This is a genomic window from Neorhizobium sp. S3-V5DH (assembly GCF_004343065.1).
GTDB lineage: Bacteria > Pseudomonadota > Alphaproteobacteria > Rhizobiales > Rhizobiaceae > Neorhizobium > Neorhizobium huautlense.
In genome coordinates, this window is the sequence record NZ_SMCL01000005.1 from 266,650 (window position 1) to 283,617 (window position 16,968).

At 59.7% G+C, this 16,968-nt stretch carries 16 protein-coding genes and 1 pseudogene; 15 read left to right on the forward strand and 2 right to left on the reverse strand.

The window, feature by feature from the left end; all coding sequences use genetic code 11:
- Positions 1–58: 58 nt before the first annotated feature.
- The 6 genes from EDE09_RS11140 to EDE09_RS11165 all read left to right on the forward strand — a co-directional run bounded on the left by EDE09_RS11140 (position 59) and on the right by EDE09_RS11165 (position 4,358).
- Complete coding sequence (locus tag EDE09_RS11140) at positions 59–727, forward strand: amino acid ABC transporter permease (RefSeq protein ID WP_112797939.1); 669 nt, start codon at positions 59–61, stop codon at positions 725–727.
- 13 nt (positions 728–740) lie between these two features.
- Positions 741–1,397, forward strand: coding sequence for an amino acid ABC transporter permease (locus EDE09_RS11145; protein ID WP_112798046.1), 657 nt, complete (start codon positions 741–743; stop codon positions 1,395–1,397).
- 50 nt (positions 1,398–1,447) lie between these two features.
- A complete protein-coding gene (locus EDE09_RS11150; protein WP_112797949.1) occupies positions 1,448–2,251 on the forward strand; it encodes a transporter substrate-binding domain-containing protein in 804 nt (267 codons plus the stop codon).
- A 21-nt stretch (positions 2,252–2,272) separates the two neighbouring features.
- Complete coding sequence (locus EDE09_RS11155) at positions 2,273–3,052, forward strand: amino acid ABC transporter ATP-binding protein (RefSeq protein WP_112797951.1); 780 nt, start codon at positions 2,273–2,275, stop codon at positions 3,050–3,052.
- Positions 3,053–3,114: 62 nt separating this feature from the next.
- Positions 3,115–4,020 (forward strand): 2-hydroxyacid dehydrogenase, encoded by a 906-nt coding sequence (locus EDE09_RS11160; protein ID WP_112798048.1) that lies wholly within the window; start codon positions 3,115–3,117, stop codon positions 4,018–4,020.
- 14 nt (positions 4,021–4,034) lie between these two features.
- Positions 4,035–4,358, forward strand: a complete 324-nt coding sequence (locus tag EDE09_RS11165) for a hypothetical protein (RefSeq protein WP_112797953.1) — start codon at positions 4,035–4,037, stop codon at positions 4,356–4,358.
- On the opposite strand, the gene EDE09_RS11170 is transcribed toward EDE09_RS11165, so the two are convergent.
- Positions 4,359–5,168: an AraC family transcriptional regulator gene (locus EDE09_RS11170; protein WP_112798050.1), complete on the reverse strand. Its 810-nt coding sequence runs from the start codon at positions 5,166–5,168 to the stop codon at positions 4,359–4,361.
- 23 nt (positions 5,169–5,191) lie between these two features.
- Positions 5,192–6,031, reverse strand: coding sequence for a tryptophan 2,3-dioxygenase (gene kynA, locus EDE09_RS11175; protein WP_112797955.1), 840 nt, complete (start codon positions 6,029–6,031; stop codon positions 5,192–5,194).
- A gap of 181 nt (positions 6,032–6,212) precedes the next feature.
- Between kynA and EDE09_RS11180 the strand changes: the two genes are divergently transcribed.
- The 9 genes and pseudogenes from EDE09_RS11180 to EDE09_RS11220 all read left to right on the forward strand — a co-directional run bounded on the left by EDE09_RS11180 (position 6,213) and on the right by EDE09_RS11220 (position 16,792).
- Entirely contained in the window at positions 6,213–6,698 is a 486-nt protein-coding gene (locus tag EDE09_RS11180; protein ID WP_112797957.1) for a GNAT family N-acetyltransferase, read from the forward strand.
- Between the two features lie 22 nt (positions 6,699–6,720).
- Positions 6,721–7,740: a glycoside hydrolase family 3 N-terminal domain-containing protein gene (locus EDE09_RS11185; protein WP_112797959.1), complete on the forward strand. Its 1,020-nt coding sequence runs from the start codon at positions 6,721–6,723 to the stop codon at positions 7,738–7,740.
- Positions 7,741–7,778: 38 nt separating this feature from the next.
- Positions 7,779–9,428 (forward strand): ABC transporter substrate-binding protein, encoded by a 1,650-nt coding sequence (locus tag EDE09_RS11190; protein WP_112798052.1) that lies wholly within the window; start codon positions 7,779–7,781, stop codon positions 9,426–9,428.
- 60 nt (positions 9,429–9,488) lie between these two features.
- A complete protein-coding gene (locus EDE09_RS11195) occupies positions 9,489–10,469 on the forward strand; it encodes an ABC transporter permease (protein WP_112797961.1) in 981 nt (326 codons plus the stop codon).
- A gap of 1 nt (position 10,470) precedes the next feature.
- Entirely contained in the window at positions 10,471–11,361 is an 891-nt protein-coding gene (locus tag EDE09_RS11200) for an ABC transporter permease (RefSeq protein WP_112797963.1), read from the forward strand.
- Positions 11,358–12,161: an ABC transporter ATP-binding protein gene (locus EDE09_RS11205; protein ID WP_112797965.1), complete on the forward strand. Its 804-nt coding sequence runs from the start codon at positions 11,358–11,360 to the stop codon at positions 12,159–12,161. Before EDE09_RS11200 ends, EDE09_RS11205 begins: the two co-directional genes overlap by 4 nt.
- Positions 12,158–13,072: an ABC transporter ATP-binding protein gene (locus EDE09_RS11210; RefSeq protein ID WP_132410407.1), complete on the forward strand. Its 915-nt coding sequence runs from the start codon at positions 12,158–12,160 to the stop codon at positions 13,070–13,072. The genes EDE09_RS11205 and EDE09_RS11210 overlap by 4 nt, the downstream gene beginning before the upstream one ends.
- A 309-nt stretch (positions 13,073–13,381) precedes the next feature.
- Positions 13,382–14,704: pseudogene (locus EDE09_RS11215) on the forward strand (ATP-binding protein); the annotation flags it as partial.
- 255 nt (positions 14,705–14,959) lie between these two features.
- The gene (locus tag EDE09_RS11220; protein WP_112797974.1) at positions 14,960–16,792 is read left to right on the forward strand and encodes a TRAP transporter large permease subunit; all 1,833 of its coding nucleotides are present in this window, start codon (positions 14,960–14,962) and stop codon (positions 16,790–16,792) included.
- Positions 16,793–16,968: the final 176 nt, after the last annotated feature.

A 16,968-nucleotide genomic window follows, 5' to 3' on the forward strand; every position in this document is an offset into this window, starting at 1 on the left:
AAATGCAGATGTATCGCAGAGGAGCGGTGCACTTTCGGCATCTTTGGGGAGGACCCAAGTGTACAATTTCAACTTCGAGCCCGTGCTCGCAGGGCTGGATCAGCTTTTGATCGGCGCTTGGCTGACGATCCAGCTTTCCTGCGCAGCAATGATCCTGGGGCTGATCGTCTCCGTCCTTTGCGCCGCCGGCAAGACGTCCGGCGTGGTGCCTTTGCGATGGATCATCGACGCCTATATCGAAATCATCCGCAACACGCCTTTCCTGGTGCAGATCTTCTTCATCTTCTTCGGCCTGCCGTCACTCGGCCTGCGCCTCACGCCAAACGGCGCGGCTCTCTTGGCGCTGGTTGTCAATTTCGGCGCCTACGGGACCGAAATCATCCGCGCGGGCATCGAGTCGATTCAAAAGGGGCAGGTGGAGGCGGGCACCGCGCTGGGCCTCTCGAAGCTCCAGATTTTCCGCTACGTCATCATGAAGCCCGCGCTGCGCACCGTCTATCCGGCGCTGACCAGCCAGTTCATTTACCTGATGCTGACCTCGAGCGTCGTTTCGGCAATCTCGGCCGACGATCTGGCTGCCGCCGGCAACGACCTGCAGTCGGCGACCTTCGCGAGTTTCGAAGTGTATATCGTCATCACGCTCATGTATCTCGCCATGTCGGTCGGCTTCTCCGCGATCTTCTCCGTCATAGAGAAGGCAGCCTTCAAGTATCCCTTGAGCCGATAGGAGTGGCGTTATGCTGATCAGACCTTTCGGCTGGAGCGAATTCTGGATCATTGTCATGGCGGCGCAATGGACGATCGCGTTGTCGGCGATCGCGTTTGCCGGCGGCGGCGTAGGTGGCCTCTTCATCGCTCTTGCGCGTGTTTCGGATTCCAGGTTGCCCCGCCTTCTCGCGACCGGTTTCATCCGCATCTTCCAGGGAACGCCGCTGCTGATGCAGCTCTTCCTGGTCTTTTTCGGCATGAACATCCTGGGCTTTGCGATCAATCCCTGGCTCGCAGCCGCGGTCGCTTTGACCCTGCATGCCAGCGCCTTCCTCGGCGAAATCTGGCGCGGCTGCATCGAGGCGGTCCCGCCCGGACAACGGGAGGCGGCAACGGCGCTCGGCCTGCGCTATTATAACCGCATGCGCTACATACTTCTGCCGCAGGCGTGCCGCGTCGCCGTGGCACCGACGGTCGGCTTTCTGGTGCAGCTCATCAAGGGGACGTCGCTTGCCGCGATCATCGGCTTCACCGAACTCACCCGCCAGGGTCAGATCATCAACAACGCGACCTTCAGCCCGTTCATGGTCTTCGGAACGGTCGCAGCGGTCTATTTCGTGCTGTGCTGGCCGTTGTCGGTGCTGGCGCGACGCATGGAAACGAAATTTTCCCGGGCAACGGCTCGTTGACGGGACCCGAGCCGGGGGAGGACCCCGGCACAACAGAAAAGGGTAGGAAAATGAACATTACCAGACGTATGGCAATGGCGGCAATCGGCACAGGCCTGATGCTTGGGGCGATGGCCTCGACGGTCTCGGCGCAGACGGTCGAAAGCATCAAGTCCGCAGGTACCGTCAAGATCGGCATGCTGGTCGACTTCCCGCCCTTCGGCATCATGAACACGTCGAACGAGCCTGACGGTTATGACGCGGACGTCGCAAAACTGCTCGCCAAGGAATTGGGCGTGAAGGTGCAGATCGTTCCGGTCACCGGCCCGAACCGCATCCCCTATCTCCAGAGCAACCAGGTCGACCTGCTCGTCGCCTCGCTCGGCATCACCGAAGAGCGTGCCAAGAGCGTCGACTTCTCGCAACCCTATGCCGGCATTTCGATCGGCGTCTTCGGGGCCAAGGACACGGCGGTTTCGAAGCCCGAAGACCTCTCCGGCAAAACAATCGGCGTTGCGCGCGCCTCCACCCAGGATACCGGGGTCACCAAGATCGCCCCGAAGGACGCCAAGATCCAGCGCTTCGATGACGATGCCAGTGCGGTTCAGGCTCTCCTCTCCGGTCAGGTCGAATTGATCGGCGTTTCAAACGTCGTCGCCGCGCAGATCGAAAAGGCTGCTCCTGGCCGCTTCGACCAGAAGCTGCAACTCAGCCAGCAGGTCCAGGGCATTGCGGTCCGCAAGGGTTCGACGGAGCTTCTGGCGGCTATCAATGCCTTCGTCGAAAAGGTGAAAGCGAATGGCGAGCTTAACAAGATCCATGAGAAGTGGCTTGGGGCGCCGCTGCCGGATTTCGTTGCCGGAGCGAAGAAGTAAAGTTGAAAGGGAGTTCCTCGCATGAATGAAGCAGATGCAAACGCATCGGCCGCGGCCGCGCGGGGAGCTTCCGATCTGGCCGTGCGGATGGAAGGCGTCAACAAGTGGTATGGCGAATTCCAGGCGCTCAAGGATATCGAACTTTCGGTCAAACGGGGGGAGCGGATTGTCATCTGCGGTCCCTCGGGCTCCGGCAAATCGACCTTGATCCGCTGTATCAACCAGCTTGAGACGATCAGGACCGGCCGGATCGTGGTCGATGGCCACGATCTCACCGCGGGAGGTAAAAACGTCGATATCGTGCGGCAGGAGACCGGGATGGTCTTCCAGCAGTTCAACCTCTTTCCGCATATGACGGTTCTGGAGAACTGCACACTGGCGCCGATGAAGGTGCGGGGCATTTCCAAGCTTGAGGCGGAAAAGACCGCCCGCAAATTCCTGGAGCGGGTGCGCATCCCCGAGCAGGCGGAAAAATATCCGGCCCAGCTTTCCGGCGGCCAGCAGCAGCGCGTCGCAATCGCCCGCGCGCTGTGCATGAACCCAAAGATCATGCTTTTCGACGAACCCACGTCGGCGCTCGATCCGGAAATGGTCAAGGAAGTGCTGGACACGATGATCGACCTTGCGAAGGAAGGCATGACCATGCTCTGCGTCACGCACGAAATGGGCTTCGCCCGCCAGGTTGCCGACCGGGTGATCTTCATGGATCGGGGCGAAATTCTGGAGATGGGGACGCCCGATGAATTTTTCGCTAACCCGAAAAATGAACGGCTGAGGACTTTCCTCGGCCAGATTTCCTGACCGCCGTCCACTTAAACCATGGAGTTTCCGACGTGAAACCAGACATCCTTCTCGTGGAACCGATGATGCAGTTTATCGAGGACAAGCTCGATGCTGCCTATATCGTGCACCGGATGTACGACCCGAACCAGAAGACATCGCTTGAAGCTGCCCTGCCGAGAATCAAGGCAGTCGCGACCGGCGGCGGCACCGGCATCACCAACGAATGGATCGAAAGGCTGCCGGCTCTCGGGGTGATTGCCATCAACGGCGTCGGAACCGACAAGGTGGATCTTGGTTTCGCACGCAGCCGCAATATCGACGTCACCACGACGCCCGGCGTGCTGACCGATGACGTGGCGGATACGGGCATTGCCCTGATGCTCGCGGCGCTTCGCCACGTCGCCAGGGGTGACGCCTTTGTGCGCGAAGGCCGCTGGGGCAAAGAGCCGTTTCCGCTTGGCCACAGCCCCAAGGGCAAACGGGTCGGAATCCTGGGCCTCGGCCAGATCGGCAAGGCGTTCGGTCGCCGTGCGGAAGCTTTCGGCATGTCGGTGCGCTACTGGAACCGGTCGCCGGTCAAGGACACCACCTGGAAGTCCTGCGCTTCGCCTGTGGCGCTTGCGGAAGACAGCGACGTGCTTTGCGTGATCATCGCGGCGACCGCCGAAACCCGGAACATCGTCAATGCCGAAGTGCTGAAGGCGCTCGGGCCGAACGGGCTGCTGATCAATATCGCCCGCGGCACGGTCGTCGACGAGGATGCGTTGCTTGCCGCCCTCAATGGCGGAACGATCGCTGGGGCCGGCCTCGACGTTTTCGTCAATGAACCCAACATCCGGGAAGAGTTCTTCTCTGCACCAAACACCGTGCTGATGCCCCATCAGGGCAGCGCGACGGTGGAGACGCGCGTGGCTATGGGTGAATTGGTGCTCGCCAATATCGCCGCCCATTTCGCCGGCGAAAAGCCGCCGACCACGGTCAACTGAGTGGGACAAAATCGATGATCGTTCGACAAGCCTTTTTCGAAGGCGCCGTCCATGCCGGCAAGGAAGATCGCTTCAAAGCCTATGTCGCGGAAAAACTGATGCCGATGTGGCTGGCTTTCCCAGGCGTCAAGGAAGTGCGCGTGCTCTACAATATCGAGCGCGATGAGGGCGCGCCACGCTATCCGATGGTGCTTTCCACCATGTATGAAAGCCGCGAAGCGCTCGCAGCGGCACTTCAGTCGCCGGTTCGATACGAGAGCCGCGAGATGACCAAAGGTCTGATGGAGATGTTCGATGGGCATATCCACCACCACGTCTTCGATCTCGCGCCGAGTTGATCAGCGAAGCGCGCGCGCAAACTTGTGAGGAGAGAGGCCGTAGCTTCTCGTGAAGATTCGGGTCATATGGCTCTGATCCGCGAAGCCGCTGGCGAGTGCGGCTTCGGCAAGGCCGGTGCCGGTGGCAATCATCTTGCGGGCGAGCTGAATTCGGCGCTGGATGAGATAGGCATGCGGCGTAAGCCCAGTAGCCCGTCGAAAAGCTCTCAACAACTGGAACTGGCTCATCTCTGCCAGACCCGCAAGCTCGGAGAGTGAGACGGAAGCCGCCGGATAATCATCGATCCGCTCCCGCGCCATCTCGATTTCCTTTGCAACGGACATCGGCTTAATCGGCACATCGACCAAATCAGCCAATAAGGTCAGCAGCAATTCCTGGCTATTCACATCAGCGCCGGTTTCGCGGCTTGTCATTGCCGAAAAGAGCCGCCGCACATTTCCTGCGAGCAGCGGCTTGGAAATGACCGGATCGGAGAATTCGAAACTTCCCTCGCTGCCTTGCCGGATGTCCGCAACAGCGCTCGCGACGACAGCCGGATCGAAATAGAGCATCTGCCAGAAACGGCCGGCATCGCCAATCGGCGCGCCGTCGTGCACTTCACCCGGGTTGACGGTGATGACGTCACCCGGTCCAGCTTCGACAGGGCCGCGGCCACTTGCCGATTTCTGAGCGCCATCCCTGATGATGCCGATTCCGAATTGATCATGGGTGTGGCGGGCAAACTGCCGGTCCGATCGCGCCGCGACCGCCTGCACGCCGATTGTGCGACATTTCAATATCTCGAATTGGTTTTGCCGCTTCGCCTGCATACTCTTCATCCCGGTCCTCTCGATCAAAGAACCGTCCGCACTCGCCAAAGCTCCGGAAAAAGCTCGACCTCGAGCATCTTCTTTAGATATTGCGTGCCGGAGGTACCGCCGGTGCCGCGCTTGAAACCGATGACCCGTTCCACCGTCGTGACGTGATTGAAGCGCCAACGGCGAAAATAGTCTTCGAAGTCGACTAGTTTCTCCGCCAATTCGTAAAGTTCCCAATATCGTTCTGGCGCAAGATATATCTGCTCCCAGGCATCGAGGACCTTCTCGCTCGGCTTGCGGGCCGCCCGCCAGTCATCGCGATCGGCGTCCTCTCCGATATCGAAACCGCGTCGTGCGAGCAGCATCAGAGCCTCGTCATAGAGGCTCGGCTTCGCCAGAATGTCTTCCAGCATGGCCATGATGTCGGCACGATGGGTATGCGGGCCAAGCATCGCCTGATTGCGGTTGCCGGCCAGGAACTCGATGGCCCGATATTGATAGGATTGGAAACCGGAAGATTTGCCGAGCGAGGCACGAAATTCCGTATATTCGCTTGGCGTCATCGTGCGCAGCACATCCCAGGCGCTGTTGAGCTGCTCGAAGATGCGAGCCACGCGCGACAGCATTTTGAACGCCGGCTGTGGATTGTCGGCGCGGATAGCGGCCATCGCAGATGCGATTTCGTGGACGGCAAGCTTCATCCAAAGCTCCGAAGTCTGATGCTGAATGATGAAAAGGAGTTCATCATGCGCGCCGGAGAGGGGTTTCTGGGCGTTAAGAATCCCCTCGAGATGAAGGTAGTCGGAATAGGACATCCGATCCTCGAAGGACATTTCCGCACCGTCCTCGGCAGGGTTGTATGGTTTCAAGTTCATTGTTCTCTCCACCCATTGCCTCGCCCCGTCATGCTGCCCTCTTTGCGGTAACTTGGGAAGCCCATCCCTCCGCAGCTGATTCGGTCCTTAAAATTGACCGTTGACAAGAGCCGCAAGATTGCTCCTACTATAACACTAGAGCAATACATATTACATTATAATGCAATATCAGGAGCAGCGGGTGCCGGATCTGCTTGTCAGCCTATATTCCAGGAAATTCGATGAGCTTCTATCCCAAGCCGTGGCGCCGTCCGGCGTGACCATTCGCCCACCTCTTGCGCCCGAATTGCATATTGTCCGGGACTGGGTCCTTACGCGGTTCAGCGAGAATTGGGCAAGCGAGGTGGTGGTCGCATTTTCGCGCCAGCCCGTCGGCTGCCTGATCGCCGTCGATGACGCCGGTCTCCAGGGGTTTGCCTGTTACGACGTGACGGCTCGTGGCTTTTTCGGTCCGACAGGGGTTGCCCCGGAGGCACGCGGCAAAGGGATCGGTATTGCGCTTCTCGCCGCCTGCCTGCAGGCCCTGAAGACGCTTGGGCATGCCTATGCGTTTGTCGGCGACGCCGGACCTGTGGATTTCTACGTCCGCAGCGCAGGCGCGATCGTGATCCCTGCATCCGACAAAGGGATCTACGAGGGAATGCTCAGAACCACAACCAAGACATAGAAACCCATCGGGAGGCTCGCACGTGTCCAAAACCCCGCTCGCTCTATTCGTCGGCTTGCCGAACCCGATACTGTCGGACGAGGAATTCGCCCTCTTTCGGGATACCAATCCCCTTGGGCTTTTTGTCGGGCGCCGCAACTTGAAGAGCCCGGATCAGGCCAAGCGTTTGATCGCGCGTTTCCGCGAGGCGGTCGGTCGTGAGGATGCGCCGGTTTTTACCGACCAGGAAGGCGGCCGTGTGCAGCATCTCGATGCGGGGCCATGGCCGCGATTCAGAAGTTTTGCGCAATTTGCGGAGCTTGCCCGCAGAGATCTTGATCGCGGAAAGCGCGCCCTTCGTTTGTCATCCCGTGCCATGGGGGCAATGATGACCGAGCTTGGCCTTTCGAGCGGATGCTCACCTGTTCTCGACCTTGTCTTTCCAACGACGAGCGATGTCATCGGTGAGCGTTCGTTCGGCGCAGATCCCGATTTCGTTGCGGCCCTCGGCCGCGAGGTCGTGGACGGTTTGATGGAAACGGGCTGTCTCCCCGTAATGAAGCATATTCCGGGTCACGGCCGGGCCACGCTGGATTCGCACAAGGAACGGCCCGTGGTGGATGCCTCGGCCGAGACGCTGCAGGCCACCGATTTCAGGCCGTTCGTCGCCTTGAAGGATACGCCGTGGGCCATGGTCGCCCATGTCGTCTTCTCCGCTTACGACAAGGAACTGCCTGCTTCCGTCTCGCCGGTGATGCATGACGTCATCCGCCGGGACATGGGGTACGAGGGCGTATTGATTTCCGACTGCATCTTCATGGAATCGCTGCGCGGCAGCTTGCCCGAGCGGGTCAGGCAGGTGCTCGATGCCGGTTTCGATATCGCCTTGCACAGCCACGGCGACATTCCCGAAAGCGAGGCAGCAGCCAAGGCGGCCCGACCGCTGACGGATGCCGCTCAGACGCGGATCGCCGCCGGCAGAGCCCGTCTCGGCAATCTCAAGATCGATTATCGTGCCGCTCACGCGGAAGTGGAGGAGCTTTTCCAAGGTACATTTGCGTGAACGGCACGTCGAGCCAAAAATCAACAAAGGGGAACGAGATGAATAAAGTTGTTCTTGCGGCTGCAACAGCCCTGGCGCTGGTTTCGGGGCCGGTGATGGCGCAAACCGTGCTGACGGCGAATATCGAACCGGCCACAACCTGGGTGCGCAACTTCAATCCGTTTAATCAGACCTCCGCGCGTCAAAGCACGCTGGATTTCATCTACGAGCCTCTGGTGGTCTTCAATCGCTTCGACAGCAACAAGCCGATCTTCCGGCTGGCTGAAAGCTTCAAGCTGGCCGACGACCTCAAGAGCATCGATTTCAAGCTAAGGCCGAACCTCAAATGGTCGGACGGAAAGCCGCTTACCTCGGCCGACGTCAAATTCACCTATGACTATCTGAAGAAGTTCCCCGCCCTCGATTTCGTCAGCATCTGGACTTTCATTACAGACGTGGAGATCGTCGATCCGCAAACGGTCCGGTTCACGCTTGCCAATCCGAGCTCGCTTGCGGCCGAGCAGCTTTCTCAGCTTCCCATCGTGCCGGAACATGTGTGGAAGGACATCGCTGATCCCGTGACCTTTGCCAACGAGACTCCCGTCGGTAGCGGCCCGATGACCGAGATCCCTCGATTTACGGGCCAGACCTATGATCAATGCCGCAATCCTCATTATTGGGAGACGGAGCGCCTCAAGGTAGATTGCCTGCGCTTTCCGCAGCTTGCGGACAACAACCAGATCCTGACCGCAACGGCGGATGGTACCCTCGATTGGGGCGTGTCTTTCATTCCTGATGTCGAAAATGTCTATGTCGCCAAGGATCCTGACCATTACCACTACTGGTATTCACCAAGCAGCATGGTCGCCTTCCTGTTCAACCTGGAAACCGCCAACGAGAACAACAAGAAGGCCTTCAATGACGTCAAGTTCCGCCGTGCGGCCTCCATGGCGCTCGACCGCGCGACGATGATCGATATTGCAGGCTATGGGTATCCGACGCTGAACGAAGACCCTGGTTTGATGGGGGAACTCTACAAGAGCTGGGCAGATCCGTCCGTCCAGGCCGATTTCGGCAAATATGCCAAATATGACGCCGAAGCCGCCAAGGCTCTGCTCGATGAGGCCGGATACAAGGACAAGGATGGCGACGGCTTCCGGGACAATCCGGACGGGTCCAAGATCTCTTTTTCCATCATCGTTCCCAATTCCTGGACCGACTGGGTCGACACCGTCAACATCGCCATCGAGGGTATGCAGGCGGTCGGCATCGATGCGAAGATCGAAACTCCGGAAGAGGCTGTCTGGACCTCCAACCTTATCGGCGGCAAGTTCGATGCGGCGATCAACAGCCTACCGGCCTCGGCCTCGCCCTATTATCCCTATAAACGTGCATTCAGCGCATCGGACAAGGGCAAGACCCGCTTCACCGCGCAGCGCTGGTTCAATCCCGAGGTAGAGAAGCTCGTCACGGAATTTACCCACACCGCCGATCTTTCAAAACAAAAGGAAGCGATGAACAAGGCGCAGCGGATCGTTGCCGAAAACATGCCAATGATCCCGGTGTTCAACAACCCCAACTGGTATCAGTACAACACCAAGCGCTTCACAGGTTGGTCGACAAAGGAAAACCCGTTCGTCAATCCCTCTATCTCACGCATCAACCCGGCGCGTCTGCTGCATCTGCTGGCGCTGAGGCCGGCCCAATAAAGGTGGGATGATTTTGGCAGGCGGCGTGTTCCGCGCCGTCTCGTCTTAGAGGGAGTTCACATGGCTTTCCTGTTCCGCCGGCTGGGATTTTATCTCGCCGCCTTCGTCGCGGCGGCGACCATAAACTTCTTCCTGCCCCGCCTGATGCCCGGCGACCCAGTGCAGATCATGTTCTCCAGCGCAGGCGCCGAACTGCCGCCGGAGAGCCTGCAGTCATTGAAATTGACCTTCGGCTTCGTCGATGGACCTCTTTGGCAGCAGTATCTCACCTATCTCGGCAGCATCTTCACCGGCGACCTTGGCCGCTCGATCAAATATTTCCCCGCCCCGGTTACTGCGGTCCTCGGGCAGGCGCTCGTCTGGACAGTGGGCCTGATGGGCATCGCAACGCTCATAAGTTTCACCATCGGCAGCTTGCTTGGCGTTCTTGCCGCCTGGCGGCGCGGCAGCGCCTTCGATGTGATCGTTTCTGTCGGAGCGATCTTCGCAACCTCGGTGCCTGCCGTGGTGACCTCGCTGATCGTAGTCTTCGTCTTCGGGTTCACCCTTGGCTGGTTTCCCAGCGGTTATGCCGCCGATCCTCGTCTCGATCCCGCCTTCAGCCTCCAATATGTCGGCAGTGTCCTCTACCACGGCTTCCTCCCCATGGTGACGCTTTGCGCCGTGCTGACCGGTGGGTTTGCCGTAACGATGCGCAACAACATGATCAATCTCCTCGGCGAGGACTATGTGGTGATGGGACGCGCCAAGGGCTTGTCGGATAACCACGTGATGATCTGGTACGCGGCGCGCAACGCGCTTTTGCCCACCGTTTCCTCGTTGGCGATCGCAATCGGCACGATCCTCGGAGGTTCGCTCGTCACGGAGGTCGTCTTCAATTATCCGGGTCTCGGCAACATTCTCTATCAGGCAATCCTGGCGCGCGACTATCCGGTGATCCAGGGGCAGCTTCTGATCATGACGGCAACGATGCTGATCGCGAATTTTATCGTGGACGTCAGCTATGTCCTGCTTGATCCGCGGCTCAAGGGAGCTTTGTGACATGCGGGTTCTGTATGACGGCCTGTTGCGCAACCGCAAGGCGCTTGTTGGCGCGATCATTCTTGCACTCGTCCTGCTGGCGGCGATCGCTGCACCACTTTTGACCCAGTATGACCCCTCCGCTCGTGTGGGGCGGCCGCATCAGCCGCCATCGTGGAACCACCTCATGGGGACCACCCGCATTGGCCAGGATGTTTTTGCGCGTCTGCTTTATGGAGCCCGTACATCGCTTGCCGTGGGCTTCGGTGCGGGTTTGCTGATAACCGCTGTTGGAACGGCGCTCGGCATCATCGCCGGCTATCGTGGCGGCAAAACCGACGAGGTCATCAGTTTTCTGACCAATATGGTCCTGGTGGTGCCGAATCTGCCGCTCTTGCTCGTGCTCGCCGCTTTCATCGGTCAGGCAAGCCCCTTTGTGATTGCCCTCATCCTCGGGCTCACCTCCTGGGCGTGGGGAGCGCGCGTCACGCGGGCGGAAACGCTGTCGCTCAAGCAGAAGGATTTCGTCAAGGCGGCGGAGATGATCGGCGAGCCGCGGTGGCGGATCATGACATTCGAGATTTTCCCGAACCTGATTTCCATCGTCGGGATCAATTTCATCGGCAGCGTCATATTCGCAATCATCACCGAAGCGACGCTGGAATTTCTGGGTCTGGGCGATCCGAGGGCAATCTCCTGGGGAACGATGCTCTACAACGCCCAGAAGGCATCGGCTCTTTCGGTCGGCGCCTGGTGGGAGATCCTGATCCCTTGCTTTGCGCTGGCTCTTTTAGGTCTCGGCATGTCGCTCCTCAACTTTGCAATCGACGAGGTCGCAAATCCGCGGCTTCGCACGGGAAATTGGCGTGATCGCTGGATCTTGCTTGCCCGGTCGGGGGAGGGACGCCTTTGAGCGGTCCGCTGCTTTCGGTGAAGAACCTCACCATCGACTATATCGGCGACAGGAAAGACTTCCGCGCAGTCGACGACGTGAGCTTTGATATCGCACCCGGCGAAGTCTTCGGACTTGCCGGAGAATCCGGATGCGGCAAGAGCACCATAGCCTTTGCCATCAGCCGTCTGCACAAACCCCCGGCGCTGATCCGCCGGCAGAGCAGGATCCTTTTGAACGGACGCGACGTGCTCGATCTGACCCCGCAGGCACTGGCAGCTTTCCGGTGGCGTGAAGTGGCGATGGTCTTTCAGAGCGCCATGAACTCGCTCAATCCCGTATTGCGGATCGAGGACCAGTTCCACGATGTTCTGATGAGCCACACGACGATGTCGAAAGCACAGGCGCGCGAGCGAGCCGCCGAAATGCTGCGGCTCGTCGATATTTCTCCGGATCGCCTGCGCGATTATCCACACCAGTTCTCCGGCGGCATGCGCCAGCGCATCGTCATCGCCATTTGCATGGCGCTTGGTCCCAAGCTGGTGATCATGGATGAGCCGACCACCGCCCTCGATGTTGTCGTCCAGCGGGAGATCCTTCAAAGGATCAACGATCTTCGGCGCACATTCGGATTTTCGGTTCTGTTCATCACGCATGACCTCGGCCTGATGGTGCAATTCTGCGACAGGATCGGCATCATGCTGGCGGGCAGGCTGGTGGAGGAAAATGCGGCCGAGGCAATCTTCCGCACACCAGGCCACGACTACACGAAAAAGCTCTGGTCGTCCTTCCCCTCGTTGCATGGAGGCGCGCTGTTGTGAGCCATGCCATTCTGACCCTCGACGGCGTGACGAAGACCTTTGGACATGGGCCGTCGACCGTGCATGCCGCACGCTCGGTTTCCTTCTCTCTGCATGCGGGCCGTGCGCTGGCGCTGGTGGGGGAATCGGGCAGCGGCAAGACGACCTGCGCGCGCATGGCGATGAGGGAATACCAGCCGACCGCCGGACAGATCCTGTACAAGGGCAAGTCCATTGCCGAGGCGGGCTCGTCCGACGTCGCGAACTATCGGCGGGCCGTGCAGATGATCTTCCAGGATCCCTTCGCTTCCCTCAATCCTGCACATACTATCGCCTATCATCTGACGCGTCCGCTGAAGCTTCATCGGCCGGAGATCAAGTCAGCCGCGATCCGAGCGGCCGTCGGTGACCTGCTGCGACAGGTGCAGCTGGAGCCCGATATCGTTCTTGGCAAATACCCTCATGCGCTCTCAGGAGGGCAGCGCCAACGGGTCAACATAGCGCGGGCGCTCGCCACAAGACCCGAAGTGATCGTCGCGGACGAGCCGACATCCATGCTGGATGTCTCGGTTCGGCTTGGAATTCTGAACCTCCTGAACAAGATGAAACAGGAGATGAAGCTCGCGTTGCTCTACATTACGCACGACATTGCCACGGCTCGCTATATCGCCGAAGACATTGCCGTCATGTATGCCGGGCAGATAGTCGAATGGGGGCCAACCCGGCGGGTGATCGAAAACCCGATCCATCCCTATACGCGGCTGCTGCTGTCCGCCGTACCAGACCCGCAGATACGCTTCGACGACCCCCGTGCGCGCCTGCGATCTCGGGAAGTAGAAGATGTTCGCCGCGGATCGGGCGTGCCGGAGAGCGAAGCGCTGGAATATGAGGCCGGACATTTCGTGCGAAAACTTGCGATGGAACCTGGCTGACCGCATTGCGAGCCAAAAGCGCCATCGCCGGATCCGGAGGGCGGGGTCTCGAAGCGTCCTTTTCAGCGATTCTGACGGCAGGTGTCCTGATATTACCGAAGCATTATGAATTTTGTCGGATGCTGCAGGCGATCGGCAATGTGTTGTTGTCTGGTTGGCAGTAAAGCGGCGGCGTGAACTTCGGCCCGTCTCTATAATGCCTATCCAGCCGGCAAGATTTGTGGACAGAAACTTTGGCTCATGGAGGTCTGAACTGAACATCATGCAGCAAACTGATGATCGTTGTCAGTTTCGTCGTGCAGATCCGGGGCTCCTCGGCGGGAGGGGCCGTCCGCGATGACCTTTCATGATCTTTCGCCACTGGCGCGGCTTGAAAGCGAACTGGCAGATCAAACGGCGCGGCTCGATGAGGCGATCAACAACATGCCGCACGGATTGTGCATGTTCGACTCCGAGAAGAATCTGATCGTCTGCAACGCCGCTTATGCGGCCATGTACCACTTGCCCGAGGGGTTGACACGGCCTGGCACCCCGCTTGACTCAATACTTGAGCATCGCGAGTTGAGGGGAATTGGTCCTCTCGACAAAGCGGCCTATTTCGACGTGGTGACGGCGGCCAATGTGATTGGCTCGGTCGCCAGCCAGAATATTGTCCTCTCCGATGGCCGGGTGATCAAGATTACCCATAACCCCATGAAAACCGGTGGCTATGTCGCGACGCATGAGGACGTGACCGCTGCGGTTGCGGTTTCTGAGGAATTGATCCGCCAACGCGACATGCTGGAAGCGGCGGTTCAAGCACGAACGGCGGAGATCGAACGGCAGGCTCGGGAGCTGGAACGAATGCTTGCCCAGGAGAGGCAGATCAACGAACTGCAGCGCCAGTTCGTTGCCATGGCCTCGCACGAATTTCGCACTCCGCTGACGATCATCGATGGAGCCGCGCAGCGCTTGTTCCGCCGCCGCGGTCAGCTGGACAGCGAATTCGTGACGGACAAGATTGACCGGATTCGAGGCGCCGTTTCCCGGATCGTCGAGTTGATGGAAAGCATTCTCGCGGTTGGGCGGCTGGATCACGGGTCTGTGGAGATGTCTCATGAGCCTCTTTCCCTGAGGGAACTGATACGGACCTGCTGCGACCGGCAGCAATCGATCGCGGCGGACCACAGGATCCATACGGATCTCGGCCGTCTTCCAGACCAGATCGAAGGGGACCGGAGGGCGCTTGAGCAGGTGTTTACGAACCTTCTTTCCAACGCGGTCAAATACGCGCCTTCCGCTCCGGACGTTCACGTGGCGGGATGGAAGGACGCGGCCGGGATTAAGATCGCAGTGCGGGATGGTGGCCTGGGTATCGATGCAGAGGACCTGCCGCGCATGTTCCAGAAATACTTCCGAGCCCGCACATCGAGCGGTATCGCGGGGACCGGCATCGGGCTCAATCTCATCAAGCAAATCATCGAGCTGCATGGGGGAACCGTCGAGGTGGCCAGCAAGAAGGGTCACGGCTCGACCTTCACGATTACCTTACCCTTGGAGATGGAACGAGCTGCCGCCGATACGGCTATCCGGACGGAGCGGAATAGTATCGCTGTCGGCGATCTCCGAGGTGCCGCTGAACTTTGCCGTTGATCATTCCGCAAGAACTGCAGATGGGGTGGGGGACACCTGCGGCGCACCGGGCGCCTCGGTCTTCACCAGGTCCATGAATTTTGGTTCTTTCGAGCATTCCGGCACTTGAGGAAGCCATTCGTTTCGGCGAAAAGGTCTTCCGCGTCTCGACATTTTCCGAAAAAACTCGCAGACACGTCATTTTTACGCCGCCGCCGCTGTTCGACCGCGCCCTTCGACGGCCACGAATGCGTTCGGTTGCAGAGGTCGGAGAGAATGGCGATCAGCCGGTTCTTGATCATTGACAAGGGGGTCGGACGGGCTCGTGGTCCTTCCGAGCGGCTGTTGAGGTCGATCGAGCAGGTGCTAGGCGCTCTGGCAGGGTTCATTCTCGCGATCCTGTTGGCCATCGTGCTGGTCAGCGTCTGCCTGCGCTACTTCTTCAGTACCGGCTTTATCGGTGCGGAAGATCTCGGCATCTGGCTTCATGTGGCGCTGATCTCGCTCGGCGCCCCTCTCAGTCTCAGCAGCGCGCTTTCCATGCGGCTCGATGTCTTCGTGCGATTGTTGCCCGACCGCCTCTCCCCGATCGCCGAGGTCCTGGGCGACGTATTCACGGTGCTGGCTGCCTTGATCCTTCTCTTCGGCGGCAGCCAGATCATGAGCATGCTCGGCGGGATCTCGCCAGTGCTCGGCGTTCCCGAATGGATCCGCTTCGGATTCCTCGGGATCGGCGGAGGCCTGATCCTGGTCATCCTGCTTCTGCGGCGGATCGGTGAGAGCAGGGGAGGCGGGGCGTGCGTGTCGCTCGTCCTGGGGGTGTTGCTCTACTTCAGCGTCCCCCAAATCGGCATCGATACCTTGTTGCCGCCGAGCCTGTTTCTCGCCCTCGTCGCGGGGCTTGGTCTGGTGCTATCCGCGCCGCTGGCCCATGCCTTTCTTGCGGCGGCTTATGCAGCGATCGCCTTTGGCGGCAGTCTTCCCGAACCGGCGATCGTTTCGACCACGGTCACCGGCATGTCGAAATTCCTGCTTCTGGCCATCCCTTTCTTCCTGTTGGTCGGCGGTCTTCTGACGGCTTCCGGCGTCGCCAACCAACTCGTTCGCTTTGCTCAGTCAATGGTAGGGCATCGCCGGGCGGGGCTGGCTCAGACGACGCTGCTGACCAGCGTGCTGTTTTCCGGTGCTTCCGGCTCCTCTGTCGCGAATGCGGCCTTTGGAGCTTCGACCTTCCAGCCCGAACTCGTCCGGCACGGCTATCCGCCCGCCCGGGCTGGCGCGATCATCGCCGCGACTTCGGTTCTGGACAATGTCATTCCTCCGTCAATCGCATTCCTGATCCTGGCTGCTGCAACCAACCTCTCCGTCGGATCCCTGCTGGTCGGCGGTTTTTTTGCGGGCGGGCTCATGGCGGCATGCCTTGCCGTCGCCATTCATCTGACGGTCCGCGAACAGTCGACGCCGGTGCGCGCAACGGCCGCGCAACGCCGACAAGCGGCGATTTCCGCAATCCCGGCTTTCGGGCTGGGCATTATCGTGGTGATTGGCATCCGCATCGGTATCGTCACAACGACCGAAGCTGCGGCGCTTGCCGCGTTCTACACGCTCATCCTTGCCGTCTGGTCGAAACTCGGCTTCGGCCCGCTTTTCCTGGCATTCCGTCAGGCTGCAATAGAGGCTGCTGCGATCGGGCTGCTGATCGGCACGGCCGCGCCCTTCGCCTTTCTGCTCGCGGTCGACGACGTGTCCGGGCTCATTTCGAATGTCGTGACATCGCTCGGCGCCGGCGCGCTCGCAGTCATCGTTCTGTCAAACCTGATCCTTCTGGTCGTGGGCCTTGTCCTCGACATCGGCGCCGCAATCCTGCTTTTCGGTCCGATCCTTTTGCCAACAGCCGTGGCCGCTGGCATAGATCCCATCCACTTCGGCGTTATCCTGGTGGTCAACCTGATGATCCATGGTCTGACGCCGCCGCTCGGCATGCTGGTCTTTGTCGTCAGCGGCGTCACCGGCGTTCCCGCCTCGGCGCTCTTCCGCGCCGTCGTGCCTTATCTTCTCGCTCTTCTCCTTTCCCTGGCGCTCCTGTGCGCCTGGGCAATCATCTCCTGATCCCGGTATTCTGGTCGTTTCTCGCCGCATCCGCCCTCATCCTCTGACATGCCGCGGCACAAGCCTTGATGTTGGAGGCGCCACACCCCCGCTATCGTCTGCTGTGAAAGCTGGGGCTTTCGCAATTTCACATGATAGGTTTACGGTCGATCTTGTGGGAATAATAGCCGCCATGC